The sequence below is a fragment of the Pantoea sp. ME81 genome, from assembly GCF_903970985.1.
GTDB lineage: Bacteria > Pseudomonadota > Gammaproteobacteria > Enterobacterales > Enterobacteriaceae > Pantoea > Pantoea communis.
On the sequence record NZ_CAJCKS010000056.1, the window covers coordinates 13,348 to 30,542 of the forward strand.

The following is a 17,195-nucleotide window of genomic DNA, read 5'->3' on the forward strand; positions in this document are numbered from 1 at the left end:
TTTTCCTCTTATTCCTGTGTAAGCGCAGCAGAGAGTGAAGCAGAATCGTTCACGGCTGCAGCGGTCAGGCTATCCACAATACGTTTGGTCAGACCGGTCAGGACTTTACCTGGACCGATCTCCAGCAACTGGCCAACGCCTTGGGTGGCAATAAATTCAACAGCTTCGGTCCAACGCACCGGGCTATACAGCTGGCGAACCAGTGCACTGCGGATTGCCGCGGCATCGGTTTCACACTTGACGTCAACGTTATTGACGACAGGCACAGATGGTGCGTTGAAAGTGATGCTTTCCAGTGCCACAGCCAGTTTATCTGCTGCAGGCTTCATCAACGCGCAATGCGATGGCACGCTCACAGGCAACGGCAGTGCGCGTTTGGCACCCGCTGCTTTACAGGCTGCGCCAGCACGCTCCACCGCTTCTTTGTTACCCGCGATAACCACCTGGCCTGGCGAATTGAAGTTCACCGGCGAAACCACCTGACCTTGCGCGCTTTCTTCGCACGCTTTACGGATAGACTCATCATCAAGCCCGATGATTGCCTGCATGGCACCGGTCCCTTCAGGAACCGCTTCCTGCATCAGTTTGCCGCGTAATTCGACTAACTTGATTGCGTCCGCAAAGTTCAGTACGCCAGCACAGACCAGCGCAGAGTATTCACCCAGGCTATGGCCGGCCATCAGCGTAGGCTGCGGGCCATTTTTGCTCTGCCAGACGCGATAAATCGCGACGGAGGCCGCCAGCAACGCAGGTTGCGTCTGCCAGGTCTTATTCAGTTCTTCAGCTGGACCTTGTTGTACCAACTGCCATAAGTCATATCCCAGCGCGTCAGAAGCTTCACGGAAAGTGGCCTCAACCTGCGGGTTTTCCACAGCCAGATCGGCCAGCATGCCGACGGTCTGTGAGCCCTGTCCTGGGAAAACAAAAGCAAATTGTGTCATCTGTCGTTCCTGTCAATCAAAAGCGAACCAGCGCAGAACCCCAGGTGAAACCGCCACCAAAGGCTTCCAGCAAAATCAGTTGGCCAGGCTTGATACGGCCATCTCGTACCGCTTCATCCAGTGCACTTGGCACCGAAGCCGCTGAAGTGTTGCCATGACGATCCAGCGTCACCACCACTTTTTCCATGCCCATGCCGAGCTTTCTGGCCGTTGCGCTGATAATGCGCAGGTTCGCCTGATGCGGCACCAGCCAGTCGAGCATTTCGCGATCAAGGTTGTTGGCTTGCAGCGTCTCGTCCACGATATGGGCAAGCTCGGTCACAGCAACTTTAAAGACTTCATTACCGGCCATCGTGAGATAGGCTGGCTCATCCTGATGTTCACGATCCTGATACGGCAGCGTCAACAGCTTGCCATAACGACCGTCAGCATGCAGATGCGTTGACAGGATACCGGGCTCTTCACTTTGCCCCAGCACCACAGCGCCAGCGCCGTCACCAAACAGGATGATAGTGCCACGATCGTTAGGATCGAGGGTGCGGGCTAAGACGTCCGCACCGATCACCAGCGCGTGTTTGACCACACCGTTTTTGATGTACTGATCGGCAACGCTAAGTGCATAGGTGAAACCTGCACATGCAGCGGCCAGATCGAAAGAAGCGCAGTCATTGATCTCCAGCATCTGCTGGATCATGCACGCTGAACTTGGGAAGGCATGGCTGGAAGAGGTGGTTGCCACAATAATCAGACCAACATCGCTGGCCGCAACGCCTGCCATTTCCAGCGCGCGCTGTGCAGCCGCAAAGCCCATAGTGGCAACCGTTTCATCTGGCGCGGCAATACGGCGCTCACGGATACCGGTACGCGTGACAATCCACTCGTCCGAAGTCTCCACCATTTTTTCCAGATCCGCATTGGAGCGAACCTGCTCAGGCAAATAGCTGCCCGTACCGATAATTTTGGTAAACATCTACGCTTTGTCACTCCTGGCTAATACAGCGTCAAGGCGCGCCGCAATCCTCTCTGGGACTTGCCTGCGCACCGCCTGCTCTGCCTGCTCTATCGCCACGGCAAACGCACGTTGATTCGCCGCACCGTGGCTTTTGATCACTGTTCCGCGCAATCCTAACAGACAAGCGCCATTGTACTGGTCGGGGTTGAGATGGCCGAAACGTTTAGCCAGACGCTTTTGCAGCCAGCGCCCGACCCATTTCAACCACCACGCCCGTTTTTTCCCATCCTCTGACGACTTGAGCAGAGAAAGAAACATTCTTACCACGCCTTCCATGGTTTTAAGCGTGACGTTTCCCACGAAGCCATCACAGACCAGCACATCCGTCTTGCCGGTGAGGAGATCATTCCCCTCAAGATAACCAATATAGTTGATTTGCGGCGTATCCCGCAGAACCGCAGATGCTGTGCGAATCGTTTCCAGCCCCTTGGTCTCTTCCTGCCCAATGTTGAGCAGCGCGACACGCGGTCTATCGATTTCCAGCACTTCCTCGGCCATGACAGCGCCCATGATGGCAAACTGCACCAACATATCGCTATCCGATTCCACATTTGCGCCGAGATCCAGCACCACCGTTTTACCCTGCTGCTGATGCGGCAGAACGGTCATCAGCGCCGGACGCTCAATGCCATCCAGCGGCTTCAATAACATTTTAGCCAGCCCCATTAACGCGCCGGTATTGCCTGCACTGATACAGGCTTGCGCGTTACCCTCTTTCACCAGCTCGAGTGCCACACGCATCGAGCTGCCGCGGCTGTTTCGAATGGCTTGTGAAGGCTTGGCATCACTTGCAATAACCGATTCGGCAGGGATCACCTGCACACGCCCCAGTAACGAGGAATCCGCTTTGGCAAGAAATGACGAGATGATGTCGGGATCACCGACCAGAAGAAGAACCAGATTCGTATGAGAGGCCAGTGCCTGCAAGGATGCAGGCACTGTCACGCAGGGACCGAAATCCCCGCCCATGGCATCAACTGCCAGGGTCAAACGTGTCAAGGTATCGCCTTGCGTAACCGCAAAGAATTACTTGGTGATAACCTTGCGACCGCGGTAGTAACCATCCGCAGTGATATGGTGACGCAGATGAGTTTCACCAGAAACTTTATCTACTGACAGAGCTGCGGTGGTCAGCGCATCGTGCGAACGACGCATACCACGCTTAGAACGGGTTGGTTTATTCTGTTGTACGGCCATGGACCTTACTCCTATTACTTACGCTTTAAACTGGCTAATACGGCAAAGGGATTTGGTTTTTCTGCCTCTTCAGGCAACTTGCCAAATACCATGTCCGCGTCGGACACTTCACAGTGTTCAGAATCATGCACCGGAACTACAGGCAGCGCGAGGATGAGTTCATCTTCGATAACTGCCAGCAAGTCGATTTCGCCGAAATCATTGATATCAACTGGCTCGTAAGCTTCCGGCAGTGCCTCGGCCTGCTCATCAGAAGAGACAGGACTGAAGCAATAGCTTACGTGGACAGCATGCGGGAATGACTGGTTGCAGCGTTGACACGACAATGTCACCTGCACATCAGCTGTTCCTTGCAGAACCGCTAAGCGCTGGTTGTCAATCGCAAACGACATGGTGCATTCCACATCACTGTCCACACTCACGACCGTGTCGGCCAGGCGCGCCACCAATTCAGGTGCATACACACCTTGGTAATCAAGGCGTTTTTGCGCGGCGCGGGCCAGATCGATCGTCAGGGGTAATTTTACCTTTTGCATAGGGCGCGCATATTAACTTTGTAACGTCATAGAGTCAAAGAAAAAGGCCGGTTTACAGCATCTTTCACCCGTTAGTCGCATCCAGTGCGGCGCATAGTTTAAAATGCCTGTCATCTTTACGCTATCTATTCTGAAAAAAAATCATGACACCGTTAATTCTGGCCTCCACTTCCCCATTCCGTCAGACCCTGCTGAGCAAGCTTGGCCTGCCTTTTATTGCCGTTGCGCCCGATTGCGACGAGACGCCGCAACCGAACGAAACCGCACCGCAGTTAGTGCAACGCTTAGCACTGGCAAAAGCCCAGGCGCTAGCCGCTCAGTTTCCACAAAGCTGGATTATTGGTTCCGATCAGGTCTGCGTGCTTGATGGCAACATCACCGGAAAACCGCATACGGTGGAGAATGCCTGCCGGCAACTGGCTGCGGCCAGTGGCAAAGTGATTACGTTTTATACCGGGCTCGCCTTGATTCAGCCACAAACGGCACAACAGCAGGTGGTTTGTGAACCGTTCAACGTACATTTCCGTCATTTAAGTCAGGCAGAAATTCGTCACTATGTGGAAAAAGAGCAGCCGTTGAATTGTGCGGGCAGCTTTAAAAGCGAAGGTATGGGGATTTGCTTGTTTGAGCGGCTGGAGGGGCGCGATCCCAATACGCTGATTGGATTACCGCTGATAGCGTTAAATAAGATGCTGATCAAAGTGGGCATCAACGCGCTGGGTTGATGCCCGGAAAATCAGGCTTTTTTCTGACGCAACTGCGCCAGGCACTGTTTCAGCGCATTATCCAGCGGCGCTTCCATTCGCAGGACTTCCCCGGTATTCGGATGGGTAAAGGTCAGCGCTGCAGCATGCAGGAACAACCGCGCCAGGCCCGTTGAAGCGAGCTGACGATCAAAGTCCCGATCGCCATAGCGATCGTCAAAAGCGATAGGATGGCCACCATGCAGCGTGTGCACACGGATCTGGTGCGTGCGCCCGGTCACCGGACTGGCTTTTACCAGAGTGGCGAAACCAAAACGCTCTTCCACTTTGAAACGGGTCTCGGAGGGCTTGCCTTCCGCACTGACACGCACCACGCGCTCACCGCTTTGCAAAATATTTTTCAGCAACGGTGCCTGCACCGCTTTCAAATGTGAAGGCCAGTCACCGCGCACCAGCGCCAGATAATCTTTCTGCATGCCCTTTTCACGTAACTGCTCATGCAGCGAACGCAGCGCAGAACGTTTTTTTGCCACCAGCAAAATACCGGAAGTGTCGCGGTCAAGACGATGTACCAGTTCGAGGAAACGGGCTTCAGGACGCAGCGCGCGCAGACCTTCAATCACACCAAAGCTAAGACCGCTACCCCCGTGTACGGCGGTACCTGATGGCTTGTTCAGCACCAGTAGATGATCGTCCTCATACAGGATGGCATTCGCCAGCGCGGCAACCTTATCGAGTTTCGGTGATACCGCCTGCTCTTCACGCTCGGCCACACGCACTGGCGGAATGCGCACTTCATCCCCCACCTGCAGCTTATACTCGGGTTTCACGCGTCCTTTATTCACACGCACCTCGCCTTTGCGCAAGATGCGATAAATCATACTTTTCGGCACGCCCTTGAGCTGAGTGCGCAAAAAGTTATCAATACGTTGTTCGGCATTTTCAGCCGTAATGGCGACATAAAGTACGCCGGGATTCTCTGTTTTCATGGCGGCGATTCTAAATAGTGTCCCTGGATAGCGCCACCCCTTTTTCTGTGCTTAACTCTCTCTTTGTCGCGCGGACAAAAGGTCATAATGATGACTTTTTCACCGATGCGATGTTAAGCCCTGCAAATGAACAGGTTAAGGATGCACAAACTTCACAGCTCGGCAAAAGTCGCCTTGCTATATGTGAGTGAGCAATGGAATAATGCAGGGGTTTCTGCCCTGGAAAAATTCAGGGAGGAAAAAAGAGCGAAATAAGTCATTTTGCCGGATTGAACGGACACGCAGCAATGGCGTAAGACGTAATGTTAAATCAGGCACTTAGCGGGCTGCGGGTTGCAGCCTGGACGACAGACTGGGATGTGTGGATTTCTGAATTTTCTATAGCTATTCCACCTTCAGGCGCTGTTTTTCCTTATGAAAAACAGGCCACCGACAAGATTTGCGCCCCTTTAGCCGACGACAGCCGTGAGGTTGACGTCAGTGCATTAAGACACGGGGCCATCGGTTGATTCTCGTCCAGGGTAACGATGCCCGCAGCTACATCACTCATGTGAGAATAACGAGTAAGTCACGATGAAAAGAATGTTAATTAACGCATCTCAGCAGGAAGAGTTGCGCGTTGCCCTTGTTGACGGCCAACGTCTGTACGATCTGGATATCGAAAGCCCCGGACACGAGCAGAAAAAAGCCAATATCTACAAAGGTAAAATCACCCGTGTTGAACCCAGCCTCGAAGCGGCATTTGTCGATTACGGTGCTGAACGCCACGGATTCCTCCCTCTGAAAGAAATTTCCCGCGAATACTTCCCTGCTAATTACAACGCACATGGCCGTCCTAACATCAAAGAGGTGTTGCGTGAAGGTCAGGAAGTTATCGTGCAAATCGATAAAGAGGAGCGTGGAAATAAAGGTGCAGCCTTAACCACCTTCATTTCTCTGGCCGGTAGCTATTTAGTCCTGATGCCGAATAACCCGCGTGCCGGGGGTATTTCCCGCCGTATTGAAGGTGACGATCGCACCGAACTGAAGGAAGCGCTGTCCGCACTGGAACTGCCAGACGGTATGGGTTTGATCGTGCGTACCGCAGGCGTTGGCAAATCTGCCGAATCGCTGCAGTGGGACCTGAGTTTCCGACTAAAGCACTGGGAAGCGATCAAAAAAGCCGCTGATAGCCGCCCTGCCCCGTTCCTGATCCACCAGGAAAGCAACGTCATTGTACGTGCCTTCCGCGACTATCTGCGTCAGGATATTGGTGAGATTCTCATTGATAACCCGAAAGTGCTGGAGCTGGCCCGTCAGCATATTGCTGCGCTCGGTCGCCCGGACTTCAGCAGCAAAATCAAATTGTACACCGGTGAAATTCCGCTGTTCAGCCACTACCAAATTGAGTCGCAGATTGAATCGGCATTCCAGCGCGAAGTGCGCTTGCCTTCCGGTGGCTCAATTGTTATCGATAGCACCGAAGCGCTAACCGCCATCGATATCAACTCCGCCCGTGCCACACGCGGTGGCGACATCGAAGAGACGGCATTCAATACTAACCTCGAAGCGGCTGATGAAATCGCTCGTCAGTTGCGCCTGCGCGACCTCGGCGGCCTGATTGTCATCGACTTCATCGACATGACACCGGTTCGACACCAGCGCGCGGTTGAAAACCGTCTGCGCGAAGCGGTTCGTCAGGATCGTGCACGCATTCAAATCAGTCACATTTCGCGTTTCGGTCTGCTGGAAATGTCGCGTCAGCGTCTTAGCCCATCATTGGGTGAATCCAGCCATCACGTCTGCCCACGCTGTAGCGGCACCGGCACCATCCGTGATAACGAATCGCTCTCGCTGTCTATCTTGCGTCTGATTGAAGAAGAAGCGCTGAAAGACAACACCAAAGAAGTGCATGCGATTGTACCGGTGCCCGTCGCCTCTTACCTGCTGAACGAAAAACGTGATGCAGTCAGTGCTATCGAGAAACGCCAGGGTGGCGTGCGTGCCATCATCGTGCCAAACGATCAGATGGAAACCCCACATTACTCTGTGCTGCGCGTGCGTAAAGGCGAAGAGACGCAGACACTGTCTTACCACCTGCCGAAACTGCATGAAGCCGAAATGGCGCTGCCTTCGGAAGAAGAGCATGCCGAACGTCGTCGTCCTGAGCAGCCAGCCCTGGCCGCCTTTGTGATGCCTGATGCGCCGCCTGCGCCGGTTGAAGTGGAAAAAGAGAGCCGTAGTGCGGTTAAAGCGGATGCAAAACCGGCAGCTGCCGCCGCGGCACCTGCCGTTGCCAGCACGGGCTTTGTCGCTCGTCTGTTAGGCGGTTTGAAAAAACTGTTTGCTGGCGATGCGCCTGCTGCTGCACCTGTTGAAGCTAAGCCAGAAGAGAAAGCCGCTGAAAGTGAGAATAATCAGCAGCGTGGCGACCGCCGTAACAACCGTCGTAGCAATAATCGTCGCGATCGCACTCCGCGCAACGGTGAAAATGCTCAGGGTCGCGAAGGCCGTGAACCGCGTGAAGCGCGTGAGCCGCGCGAATCGCGTGAACCACGTGAAGCCCGCGAGCCGCGTGACAATCAGGACAATCGCCGTAACAAGCGTCAGAACGAGCCTCGTGGTGAACGTCCAGCGCTGACCGATGAGCAGCTGCAGCAGCGTGATGAGCAGCAGCAACAGCGTCGTGAGCAGCGAGCTGAACGTCAGCGTCGTCGTCAGGATGAGAAACGTAATCAGCAGCAGGATCAAAAAGCCGCTGAAACCGTTGCTCAGACCGAAATCACTGATGAAAACGTTGCGCAGGAAGAAGAACGTGTGCAGGTCATGCCACGCCGTAAACAGCGTCAACTGACCCAGCGCGTGCGCGTGGGTGATACTGGCGAAGTGGCGGCAGCCATCCCAGCACCAGCAGCCACGGAAGCGGTTGTGGAAAGTGCACAGCGCACTGCATTCAATGAGCAATCTGAAGTCGCTCAGGATGAACAGGATGATAACGAGAACCGTGATAGCGCCAACATGCCGCGTCGCTCACGTCGTTCACCACGTCATCTGCGCGTGAGCGGCCAACGTCGTCGTCGCTACCGCGATGAGCGTTACCCAACCCAATCTGCCATGCCGCTGGAATCGGCTGCCTCTTCTCCAGAGATGGCATCCGGCAAAGTCTGGATTACCTACCCGGTTGCCCAGGCCCACGATCAGTTCTCCTCTCAGGAAGCGCTGAACGAAATGCCTGATTACAGCTATCAACATACCGGTGAAGCGGACGCACTGCCGGTTGCGGCAGCAGCAGAACAGGTTACTCAGCCAGCAGCGCAAGAGGCTGTTCATCAGTCTGAGCCACAGGCACACACTGAAGTGCCGGTGGTGAACACCGATGACCTGACCCCAGTCGCTGCGCCTGTTAACGAAGAGCCTGCCGTGATTTCTGCCGCTGTTGAGCAGATTGCACAACAAACCGCTGCTGAAGCCGTACCGGCCGATGAAGTGACAACGGCACCGTCTGACACGGTCATCGCTAATGAAGTTGAAGATATTCAGGCTGAAGTTGCACCCGCTGCGGAAGTTGCTGCTGCATCGTCTGAAGTGGCACCGGCTGCGACGCCTGCATCGACTGAGACAGTTTCTGCTACTGAAGTGACATCAGCTGAAGAAGTCCCTGCTGCGGAAATTACCGCACCACAGGTCAGCGAAGCCGTGCCTGAGCAAGCGCCTGCTGAAGTTCAGCCTGCTGTTGCAGCGGCTGAGCAAGCACCCGCTGAAGTTGAACCTGCTGTTGCAGCGCAAGTGGAAGAAGTGCTGACTGCACCCGTGGCTGCTGAAGCGCCTGCTGCACCGGTTACTGAACCGCATGCTCCTGTTGCTGCACGTGATACCGCAGTGAGCAACGCTGATACCCGCTGGAAGCACCACGCCACGGCGCCAATGACCAAAGCACCTGCTCCGGCATGGGAGCCAGAAGTCGTTCGTCACAGCGATTGGGTTCGCCCACCGTTTGACTTCGAAGGCCGTGGCTCTGCGGGCGGCCATAGCGCCACGCATCAGGCGACGGCACCGGCAACACGTCCGGAAAGTGTTTAAGTCTTAGTCGCTAATCAGCGTTAACAAAACCCCGACTGGTTCGGGGTTTTTTATTGCCTGTCGATCCTGCTCTGCCGCAATGACTCGTGATGATCTGGCAGAGTACACAAACAGACCGCGGCTCCGCAGGTGCCAGGTGCGATGAACGGTGCGACGAAATGACAGGCAAAAAAAATCCCACGGCCCCAAAAGGCGGTGGGAGAAACTAAGCGCGCCCGGTTTAAGCACGCTCAAATTTTCAAGTCAGATCTTATGAATTCAGCTGGAACAGTGACATCTTCGACATATCAGTGAAGGTCTTGTAAGACGCTTGCAGTGCTGTCTGTTGCATGGTGTAGCTGGAAATGGCGGAAGTGTAATCGACATCTACCAAATCACTCATTTGCGAGGTCATGATAGTATCGCGATCGTCACCCTGCGCATTTAGCGTGTCGAGTTCTGACAACTGTATACCGACTGCAGAACGCACGGTCAAAACGTTGTTCAGTGAATTACTGAGGCCACGGTTGGTTTTATCCATCGCATCCTGGAACGTTTGTTTGGTCGCATCATCCGCATTGTCTTGCGGCACTTTAAGGGCCGCAATGGCGCTGTCGAGCATATTAAAGACATTGGTCTCGCTCGCCGTTCCATCTGGTTCAACTTTCGCATTGCTGGTAATCGACATGAACACAGAAGATCCGGTACTGCTCACATCCATAGTGCGCCCATCATCGACTTTCTGCGTGATAGCCTGATCGCCGCCCACATAGCTCACGCCAGTGCCGGCAGTATCGGTGAATGGTGCCGTATCGGTTTTGTAACCGGCAAAAATATAGCGACCATTACCATCCTGGCTGTTGGCCTGATTGAGCAACTGGGCGCGAATACCTTCCAGTTGGGTGGCGATAGAGGCACGGTCGTCATCGCTAAGTGTGCCGGTAGAGCCATAAACGATCAGGGTTTGTGCATCCTGAATGCTACTGGTCGCGCCTTTAAGCGCATTCTCTTCCATCGACAAGCTTTGATCCGCGAAACTACGCGCGGTCGCGTATTGGGTACTTTTCGCCTGAGACTGCGACAGCACCACGGCACGAGAGGCCGCAATGGGATCATCAGATGGGTTGTTAACACGACGACCGCTGGAAAGCTGTTCGCCCACTTTTAACCAGGAAGATTGCGAGTCAGTAATCCCGCGCACCTGCTGGTCAAAAATCATATTGGTACTAAGACGCATGGTTTTTATCCTCTATGCTTAGCCGCGGATGTCCATCAGCGCGTTGAAAATCGTGCTGGCGGTTTGCAATACCTGCGCATTCGCCATATAAAACTGCTGATATTTGGTCAGGTTGGCGTACTCTTCATCAAGGTTCACCCCTGAGACCGACTGCTGACGGTCGGTAAGCTGATCGACCACGTTTTTCTGCGTGGTACTGGCCGTTTCCAGCGTGCTGGTTTTGTTACCCACCGTGCTGACGATGCTGGCATACGCTTGCGCAATCGTTGCGTTGCCGTTAACCAACTTCGCATCCTGCAAATCCAGCATTTTTTGGGCGTTGGTGTTGTCACTTTCGCCACTGGTCGCACTGGATGCAGCAGCGATTTGCGATTCATCCGTGATAGCTACAGACATACTGCTAATCACGTTCTGGACCGGTTTTACCAGGAAACTATCTTTATTATCAGGCGTACCGGTAACGGTTAATTTCAGGCCATCAAAGCTCAGTGTGCCATCTGTCGCATCAGGCGTAACGCTAAATTTCACGTTGTCAGACAAGCGAGTCACAGACCAGGTACTGCTGGCGCTGTCATAGCTCATGGAGTAGTTTGAGGCTTTAAGCGCACTGGTATCAGACCATTCTGCGGTCACCGTTGCAGTGGACGTATTCTTGCTGTTACTCACTACGTTCGGTGAGCCGATGTTGAAGAATTTCGTGCCCAGATCGCCGTTACTGTCATATCCTGCAGTTTGCACGGCGTTAAAGCTGGTGGTGAAGGCTGCCGCTAATTGGCCAAGCTGATTCTGTGCGGTATCTAAATCCTGCGTGCGGAACGCCAGCAAACCACCCAGTGAACCGGTCGTCAGGGTTTTTTCAGGAATTTCGACATTACCTGCTTGCTTGTCGACATAACCAACAGTGATACGCGAGTTATCGGCGCTGGAAGGCATCGCGACCAAATTAGTCGAATTTTTGCCGTTAACCAGAGTGACACTCCCCATCGAGACGATATAGCTACCATCTTGCTGAGAGACGTTTACCCCAACGATGTTATTAAGGTTGTTCACCAACTGATCGCGTTGATCCAGCAGATCATTCGGTGCAGCACCGTTGCCGGTGGTCAGTTTTGCAATCTGGGTGTTGAGATCGGCAATCTGGCTGGTGTAGGTATTAATCTGGTCAACGTTAGAGGCAATGTCCGTATTCACGCTGGTTTGCATGTTATTCAAGTACTGCGCCGTGGTCTGGAACTGATTGACCAACCCCTGCGCATAGCTCAGCATTGATTGACGTGCAGACGGATCGTTTGCATTACTTACCACGTTTTGCACATTGGTAAAGAAGCTTTGAATCGACGTTGAAAGGCTGGTGGTCGATGTCGACAGCAGGTCATCAATGTTTGAAATCTGACTGTATTGGGTATTCACCGCGCTGTAATTGGCATTGGATCCGCGCAACTGAGCAGTAACAAACTCATCATATTCACGCTGCACGCCAGACAGCGTCACGCCATTGCCATAGTAGCTGTTGCCTTGTAGGGTGCTATTGGCCTGCGACAGAATGGTGGTCTGACGTGAGTAACCCGCTACCGTGTAGTTGCTGATGTTGTTACTGGTGGTGCTTAATGCGGCCTGTGCGGCGCTCAGCCCACTCATCGCTGAGTTAATTATGCTGGACATCTCGGTTCCTTTATTTCCCGTTAACCGGGCTGGCAGTCATCAGTGCGATTGGGCGGGCTAAAACGCCCGCAGCTTATGATGGTTATCGGCGTGCTTAAGTGAAACTTGAGGTAAAAAATCAGAACAAATCGGTGATATCCTGGCTGTACGCCTTCACGACTTTCTCGCCCATGTTTTTGAATTGCTGGATCATTCCCACCAATTTCTGCGCATATTTCGGATCGGTGGCGTAGCCCGCTGCCTGCAGGGCTCGTGCGCCCTGCTCCGGCGTTGCGGCATTGGCAACGGCGGCATAGCGCGGGTTATTGGACAGCAGTTTGACGTAGTCGCTGAGGGCTTCCATATAGGAACCATATACACGGAAGGTGGCACGCACTTTCTTCGCCACGCCACCTTCATATTCGGTGGTCATGATGTCGGTGGTTGCGCCCTTCCAGTCACCACCGGCCTTAATGCCAAACACGTTGTAGCTCGGCTTGCCGTCGCGCGTCAGAATCTGGCGTTGTCCCCAACCCGATTCCAGCGCCGCCTGGGCAAGGATCAAGTGATGTGGAATACCACTCTGCTGACTCGCAGCCTGCGCGGGTTGGGATAACTGGGCAATAAAGTCGTTGCTATCCGCTGGGAAACTGGACGGCGAGACCGGCAGACGCGGCACCGCTTTGCGTACCATCTGCTCCAGTTGGTTGGAAGGCAGATTGCTATAAATGAAGCTGTTATCCAGCTTCATCGGTACCGTGCCAGCGGTTTCATCAGGCTCTTGCGCGGGCTGCATCTGTTTGACGATCAAATCCGCCATACCCAGTCCGCGTTTACCGATTTCCTGCGCAATCTGCTGATCGTACATTGAGGTGTACATCTTCGTTGAGTCGCTGCTGAAGATGCCATCCTGCGGCAACGCTTCACGCATGCTCTTCAACATCATCTGTACGAACATTCCCTCAACCTGTTTTGCCACCTGCAGCGCCTTCCCTTTCGGGTCGGCGGCTGCTTCGCGTTTCAGGTTGTTCAGTGAGCGGCTGTCATAGGCCGCACTCATCAGCGATTGCGTATCGGTCATCAGATGATTTCCAGTTTGGCGCGCAGACAGCCTGCACTTTGCATCGACTGCAGAATCGACATCAGCTCAATCGGCGTTGCGCCCAGGGCGTTCAGGGCACGGACCACGTTATTGAGGTTGGCGCTGGCGTTAACATGCTGCAAGGCTCCGCCGCTCTGGCGCAAGTCGATCTGCGTCTGCGTAGTCGCCACGGTTTGTCCACCGGCGAACGGCGTGTTCGGCTGGCTGACGTTCTGCTGCTGATTCACTGTCACCGACAAGTTGCCTTGCGCCACAGCACAGGTATTGAGCGTTACCTCGCGGTTCATGACCACCGAACCGGTACGCGAGTTGATGATGACTTTGGCATCTTCAACCGGCACGGAAACGTCTATATTCTGGATTTCTGACAGCAGGCGCACCTGTGAACTGTTGTTGGGTGAAACGCGGATCTGCACGGTACGCGCATCGAGCGGTTGCGCTGAACCCACGCCACGGCTATTAATCGCATCGGCAATACGCTGCGCCATGGTGAAATCTTCAGTATTCAGTTGGAGATTGATGGTGTTTTGGCTGCCAAAATTACTTTGCAGCTCGCGCTCTACCGTTGCACCATTAGTAATGCGGCCACCGTTTAGCTGGTTAACCTGCACACTGCTGCCACCTGCAGATGCACCTGCACCGCCTACCAGAATATTTCCCTGCGCCAGCGCGTACACCTGGTTATCAACCCCTTTCATCGGCGTCATTAACAGCGTGCCACCGCGCAGGCTTTTGGCGTTACCCAGCGAAGAGACCACTACGTCAATATTCTGCCCCTGCCGTGCAAACGACGGCAGCTTTGCCGTGACCATAACCGCCGCCACGTTTTTCAGCTGCATATTGGTGCCGGTGGGCACGGTGATACCGAGCTGCGACAGCATGTTGCTTACCGTCTGGGTGGTAAACGGGGTTTGCGTTGTCTGGTCACCTGTCCCATCAAGCCCCACCACCAGGCCGTAACCGATCAGCTGGTTTTCGCGCACGCCCTGTACGGATGTCAGATCGCGAATGCGGTCAGCCTGGGCCATCAGACTGACACCGAGCAGCAGGCTCAGGCTCAGACGCAGCAGAGTGTTCATTTTCATCATTACCTCGATTACATCGGCGACACGTTCAGGAAGAAACGCTGGAACCAGCCCATGGTTTGCGCCTCATTGATATACCCGTTTCCGACATACTCAATACGTGCATCGGCCACCTGCGTTGACAACACGGCGTTGCTGGCGCTGATGGTGCGTGGGTTAACCACACCGGAGAAGCGAATAAATTCGGTTCCCTGGTTAATTTCGATCTGTTTCTCACCGACCACGCGCAGGTTGCCATTCGACAACACCTGATTCACGGTGACGGTGATGGTGCCGGTAAAGGTGTTATTGGCCGTTGCGCCACCTTTGCCAGCGAAGTCATTTTTGCCATTGGCATCCAGTCCGGCTTTCTCACCGGCGGCGCCGACCAGACCGCTCAGGCCGGTTGGCACAGTGCTCACGCCAAAGCTGTTGCTGCCATCGCGGCTCGCATTGGCTGAAGAACTTTTGCTGGCGCTGACATTTTCTTGCAGCGTAATCGTCAGAGTATCGCCAATGTTACGTGGACGGCGGTCTTCGAACAGCGGCTGATAGCCATAGTTCAGTGGCGCAACGCCCTGGAAAATGGAACCGTTTACCACTGGCGGTGCGGAAGGCGTGGGTTCTGCCGTTGTTGCACCCTGCACCAGAGGCGTACGCGGGACTAACGCACAACCGTTTAATGTCAGTAGCAGCGTGGCTACTAACCAATGCCCAGGCTTGAGAATCACTTGCTTCGCCACGGAGTTCTGACCTTATTCATGTTCTTAATCGGGCCAGCCAGGCTGGCCCAACGGCCCCAGATTAAACCTGGGTTAATTTCTGCAGCATCTGATCAGAGGTGGTGATCGCTTTGCTGTTGATTTCATAAGCACGCTGCGTCTGAATCATGGTGACCAACTCTTCCGCCACGTTGACGTTAGAGGTTTCAACATAACCCTGATACAGCAAACCAGCGCCGTTCTGCCCTGGCGTACTCTGCGTCGCCGCACCGGATGCCTGCGTTTCCTGATAGAGGTTTTCACCCAGGCTATCGAGGCCCGCATCGTTCATAAAGGTGCTCAGCGTCAACTGTCCCACCTGCGCTGGGTTGGTCTGTCCCTGCTGCGTCACGCTCACCACACCGTCACGCGAGATGGTGATGCTGGTGGCGTTCGCCGGAATAGTGATCCCAGGCTGAACCGGATAGCCGGCGTTGGTCACCAGCTGACCGTTCTGATCTACCTGGAATGAACCGTCACGCGTATATGAAGAGGTACCGTCTGGCATCTGCACTTCGAAATAACCCTGACCGTTGATCGCCACGTCTTTTGAGTTGCTGGTCTGCGACAGGTTGCCCTGGGTATGCAGACGCTCGGTGGTCACTGGGCGCACACCGGTACCAATCTGCAAGCCTGAAGGCAATGTGGTCTGTTCCGATGACTGCGTGCCCGGCTGACGCAGCGTCTGATACATCAGATCTTCGAACACGGCACGCGAACGTTTAAACCCGTTGGTTGAAACGTTCGCAAGGTTGTTCGAAATGACGTCCATATTGGTTTGCTGGGCGTCAAGGCCGGTTTTAGCGATCCATAAAGAACGAATCATGTTGTTTTCCTTACGCCTTAGCTGCTCATGTTGAGCAGTTGATTGGCTTTTTGTTCGTTTTCATCGACGTTAGTGATGACTTTCATCTGCATCTCGAAACGTCGGGCGTTGGCGATCATGTCGACCATGGTTTCCACTGGCTTAACGTTGCTGCCTTCCAACACACCTGGCATGACCGCGACCGTTGCATCAGGAGCTAAAGCCGCACCGCGTGTCGCCTGCGTCGCCTGGGTTGGACGGAACATGCCGTCGTCACCACGCTGTAACTCTTTGCCCGTGGCCTTCACCAGCTTCAGCTTGCCAATCTGCACCGTGGCGTTCGGTGCATCACCCGCATTACGCGAAGTGATGGTACCGTCAGCCGCGATGGTCAGTTCGGAGCCTTGTGGAATGGCGATTGGACCGCCATCGCCCATCACGGGATTGCCCTGAATGGTCAAAATACCGGTCGAGCTGATCTGCATATTGCCGTTGCGGGTATAGGCTTCAGAACCGTCAGCGGTACGCACCGCCAGCCAGCCATCTTGCTGTACGGCCACATCGAGCGGGCGTCCGGTGTTGTCCATCGCCCCTGGCGTCATATCGGCACCCGGCGTTGAGGCAGCCACTAAGGTGCGCGTCGGCAGCGACCAGCCGTTGACCGGCACCGCGCGCAACGCGTTGAGCTGGGCGCGGAAGCCCGGCGTTGAGGCGTTGGCGAGGTTGCTGGCGGTCACCGATTGTTGTTCCATCGTCTGACTGGCGGCGCCCATCGCGGTATATATTGCGTGATCCATAATGCAATCCCGTTAGCGAATTAACGTAAGTTGATCAGGGTGTTGAGGATCTGATCCTGCGTTTTAATCGTCTGGCTGTTCGCCTGATAGTTACGTTGTGCAACGATCATGTTGACCAGCTCTTTACTCAGATCGACGTTGGAGGCTTCCAGTGCACCTGAGGTCAGTGAACCGTAAGTCCCGGTGTTGGCCAGACCGATGGCTGCCTGACCTGAAGAGTTAGTCGCTGACCAGACGTTATCGCCTTCTGACTGCAGGCCTTCCGGGTTAGAGAAGCTAGCCAAAACGATTTGACCCAGCAGCTGAGTTTTCTGGTTCGAATAGGTACCGGTGATGGTACCGTCATCGTTGATGGCGTAGCTGGTCAGGTC

Annotated in this window: 17 protein-coding genes; 3 read left to right on the plus strand and 14 right to left on the minus strand. The window is 54.4% G+C overall.

All coding sequences use genetic code 11. The features are described from left to right. Positions 1-8: 8 nt before the first annotated feature. Genes fabD through yceD form a run of 5 tightly spaced genes read right to left on the minus strand, consistent with a single transcriptional unit; the run spans position 9 to position 3,686 of the window. Entirely contained in the window at positions 9-941 is a 933-nt protein-coding gene (gene fabD, locus H7A81_RS12425) for an ACP S-malonyltransferase (RefSeq protein WP_182057654.1), read from the minus strand. Between the two features lie 16 nt (positions 942-957). Then, complete coding sequence (locus tag H7A81_RS12430) at positions 958-1,911, minus strand: beta-ketoacyl-ACP synthase III (protein ID WP_034830694.1); 954 nt, start codon at positions 1,909-1,911, stop codon at positions 958-960. Next, a complete protein-coding gene (gene plsX / locus H7A81_RS12435; protein WP_034830692.1) occupies positions 1,912-2,952 on the minus strand; it encodes a phosphate acyltransferase PlsX in 1,041 nt (346 codons plus the stop codon). A 27-nt stretch (positions 2,953-2,979) separates the two neighbouring features. Next, positions 2,980-3,150: a 50S ribosomal protein L32 gene (rpmF, locus tag H7A81_RS12440; protein ID WP_007885783.1), complete on the minus strand. Its 171-nt coding sequence runs from the start codon at positions 3,148-3,150 to the stop codon at positions 2,980-2,982. Positions 3,151-3,164: 14 nt separating this feature from the next. Next, positions 3,165-3,686, minus strand: a complete 522-nt coding sequence (yceD, locus tag H7A81_RS12445) for a 23S rRNA accumulation protein YceD (RefSeq protein WP_182057655.1) — start codon at positions 3,684-3,686, stop codon at positions 3,165-3,167. Positions 3,687-3,829: 143 nt separating this feature from the next. Here yceD and H7A81_RS12450 point away from each other — a divergent pair, with 143 nt between their 5' ends. Then, the gene (locus H7A81_RS12450) at positions 3,830-4,411 is read left to right on the plus strand and encodes a nucleoside triphosphate pyrophosphatase (RefSeq protein WP_182057656.1); all 582 of its coding nucleotides are present in this window, start codon (positions 3,830-3,832) and stop codon (positions 4,409-4,411) included. An 11-nt stretch (positions 4,412-4,422) separates the two neighbouring features. Here the strand turns inward: H7A81_RS12450 and rluC are convergent, their stop codons facing one another. After that, complete coding sequence (gene rluC / locus H7A81_RS12455) at positions 4,423-5,379, minus strand: 23S rRNA pseudouridine(955/2504/2580) synthase RluC (protein WP_182057657.1); 957 nt, start codon at positions 5,377-5,379, stop codon at positions 4,423-4,425. Between the two features lie 302 nt (positions 5,380-5,681). On the opposite strand from rluC, the gene H7A81_RS12460 reads away from it, so the two are divergent. Together H7A81_RS12460 and rne are read left to right on the plus strand one after the other, a co-directional pair. After that, entirely contained in the window at positions 5,682-5,888 is a 207-nt protein-coding gene (locus tag H7A81_RS12460) for a hypothetical protein (RefSeq protein WP_141399045.1), read from the plus strand. Between the two features lie 64 nt (positions 5,889-5,952). Beyond that, entirely contained in the window at positions 5,953-9,438 is a 3,486-nt protein-coding gene (gene rne, locus H7A81_RS12465; protein WP_182057658.1) for a ribonuclease E, read from the plus strand. A gap of 250 nt (positions 9,439-9,688) precedes the next feature. Here rne and flgL read toward each other — a convergent pair whose 3' ends face one another. From flgL to H7A81_RS12505, 8 genes are all read right to left on the minus strand, one after another. Beyond that, complete coding sequence (flgL, locus tag H7A81_RS12470; protein ID WP_182057659.1) at positions 9,689-10,654, minus strand: flagellar hook-associated protein FlgL; 966 nt, start codon at positions 10,652-10,654, stop codon at positions 9,689-9,691. A gap of 18 nt (positions 10,655-10,672) precedes the next feature. Then, positions 10,673-12,316, minus strand: coding sequence for a flagellar hook-associated protein FlgK (gene flgK / locus H7A81_RS12475; protein ID WP_034830682.1), 1,644 nt, complete (start codon positions 12,314-12,316; stop codon positions 10,673-10,675). Positions 12,317-12,434: 118 nt separating this feature from the next. Then, entirely contained in the window at positions 12,435-13,376 is a 942-nt protein-coding gene (gene flgJ, locus H7A81_RS12480) for a flagellar assembly peptidoglycan hydrolase FlgJ (RefSeq protein ID WP_034830681.1), read from the minus strand. Then, positions 13,376-14,482, minus strand: coding sequence for a flagellar basal body P-ring protein FlgI (locus H7A81_RS12485; protein WP_182057660.1), 1,107 nt, complete (start codon positions 14,480-14,482; stop codon positions 13,376-13,378). Before H7A81_RS12485 ends, flgJ begins: the two co-directional genes overlap by 1 nt. 11 nt (positions 14,483-14,493) lie before the next feature. Beyond that, on the minus strand, positions 14,494-15,204 hold the full coding sequence (locus H7A81_RS12490; RefSeq protein ID WP_034830679.1) for a flagellar basal body L-ring protein FlgH: 711 nt from the start codon (positions 15,202-15,204) through the stop codon (positions 14,494-14,496). A 61-nt stretch (positions 15,205-15,265) separates the two neighbouring features. After that, positions 15,266-16,048, minus strand: a complete 783-nt coding sequence (gene flgG / locus H7A81_RS12495; protein ID WP_034830678.1) for a flagellar basal-body rod protein FlgG — start codon at positions 16,046-16,048, stop codon at positions 15,266-15,268. A 17-nt stretch (positions 16,049-16,065) separates the two neighbouring features. Beyond that, positions 16,066-16,824, minus strand: a complete 759-nt coding sequence (locus H7A81_RS12500) for a flagellar basal body rod protein FlgF (RefSeq protein ID WP_034830676.1) — start codon at positions 16,822-16,824, stop codon at positions 16,066-16,068. Positions 16,825-16,844: 20 nt separating this feature from the next. Next, positions 16,845-17,195 (minus strand): flagellar hook-basal body complex protein (locus H7A81_RS12505; RefSeq protein ID WP_182057661.1); only part of this gene is annotated, 351 nt, incomplete at its 5' end.

Bases quoted from the DNA above. Each gene is read 5' to 3' on its own strand.
- rluC (WP_182057657.1), bottom strand. From the start codon at position 5,379: ATGAAAACAGAGAATCCCGGCGTACTTTATGTCGCCATTACGGCTGAA.
- flgL (WP_182057659.1), bottom strand. From the start codon at position 10,654: ATGCGTCTTAGTACCAATATGATTTTTGACCAGCAGGTGCGCGGGATT.
- H7A81_RS12460 (WP_141399045.1), top strand. From the start codon at position 5,682: ATGTTAAATCAGGCACTTAGCGGGCTGCGGGTTGCAGCCTGGACGACA.
- H7A81_RS12485 (WP_182057660.1), bottom strand. From the start codon at position 14,482: ATGAAAATGAACACTCTGCTGCGTCTGAGCCTGAGCCTGCTGCTCGGT.
- fabD (WP_182057654.1), bottom strand. From the start codon at position 941: ATGACACAATTTGCTTTTGTTTTCCCAGGACAGGGCTCACAGACCGTC.
- H7A81_RS12450 (WP_182057656.1), top strand. From the start codon at position 3,830: ATGACACCGTTAATTCTGGCCTCCACTTCCCCATTCCGTCAGACCCTG.
- flgJ (WP_034830681.1), bottom strand. From the start codon at position 13,376: ATGACCGATACGCAATCGCTGATGAGTGCGGCCTATGACAGCCGCTCA.
- yceD (WP_182057655.1), bottom strand. From the start codon at position 3,686: ATGCAAAAGGTAAAATTACCCCTGACGATCGATCTGGCCCGCGCCGCG.
- H7A81_RS12430 (WP_034830694.1), bottom strand. From the start codon at position 1,911: ATGTTTACCAAAATTATCGGTACGGGCAGCTATTTGCCTGAGCAGGTT.
- flgG (WP_034830678.1), bottom strand. From the start codon at position 16,048: ATGATTCGTTCTTTATGGATCGCTAAAACCGGCCTTGACGCCCAGCAA.
- rpmF (WP_007885783.1), bottom strand. From the start codon at position 3,150: ATGGCCGTACAACAGAATAAACCAACCCGTTCTAAGCGTGGTATGCGT.
- flgK (WP_034830682.1), bottom strand. From the start codon at position 12,316: ATGTCCAGCATAATTAACTCAGCGATGAGTGGGCTGAGCGCCGCACAG.
- H7A81_RS12500 (WP_034830676.1), bottom strand. From the start codon at position 16,824: ATGGATCACGCAATATATACCGCGATGGGCGCCGCCAGTCAGACGATG.
- rne (WP_182057658.1), top strand. From the start codon at position 5,953: ATGAAAAGAATGTTAATTAACGCATCTCAGCAGGAAGAGTTGCGCGTT.